Below are 526 nucleotides of genomic sequence, written 5' to 3'. Positions count from 1 at the left end.
CGTTCTGTGAGCCAAGGAGTTGTAGAGCGAACTTGTCTTCCTAAGACCGCTTGGCCTCCGACTTATCGACTCCGCGACCTCCTCAGAGGTCAGCAACTTCTCATCCATCTCACATCTCCTCACTCATCGGTTCGTGGTCTTGGTCTGGGCTTTCCACTGCTCGTATTCGCGGGCACGGGCAGCAGCCGCGAGCGCGAGGGTCTCGTCACCGGGGTTCGTCCAGCCGGTGCCCTGGTAGGTCCAGTTGCCGATGACGAGGGTTGTCTCGGTGTCGTCCGCCAAGTGCCGGGCCTCGGGCTCCTCGAGGTCGAGCAGCGCCTTACGGGCGTCTTCGTCGTGCTCGGCGGTCGCCACCAGGTCGCGGTACTTGGCGCGTGCCCTGCGGAGTTGGCCGAGGGTCACGGAGTAGCGCCGGGATTTGGTGGAGAAGTGGCCCCGGAAGCCGAGCATGTGAGCCCACTTGCCCAGCAGCCGGTAGGGGTTGGCGTGGTTGCCGCTGGCGTCGACGTGGGGTCCGTAGTGAGCG

General features: G+C 64.8%; 1 protein-coding gene. It reads right to left on the bottom strand.

The genetic code is table 11. The features are described 5' to 3' along the window. Positions 1 to 123: 123 nt before the first annotated feature. On the bottom strand, positions 124 to 526 hold a 403-nt coding region (locus PKE71_RS17585), incomplete at its 5' end, for a replication initiator (RefSeq protein WP_373878831.1).

Source organism: Maricaulis virginensis (assembly GCF_027922185.1).
Taxonomy (GTDB): domain Bacteria; phylum Pseudomonadota; class Alphaproteobacteria; order Caulobacterales; family Maricaulaceae; genus Maricaulis; species Maricaulis virginensis.
This window is presented reverse-complemented; position numbering and strand designations above follow the sequence as displayed.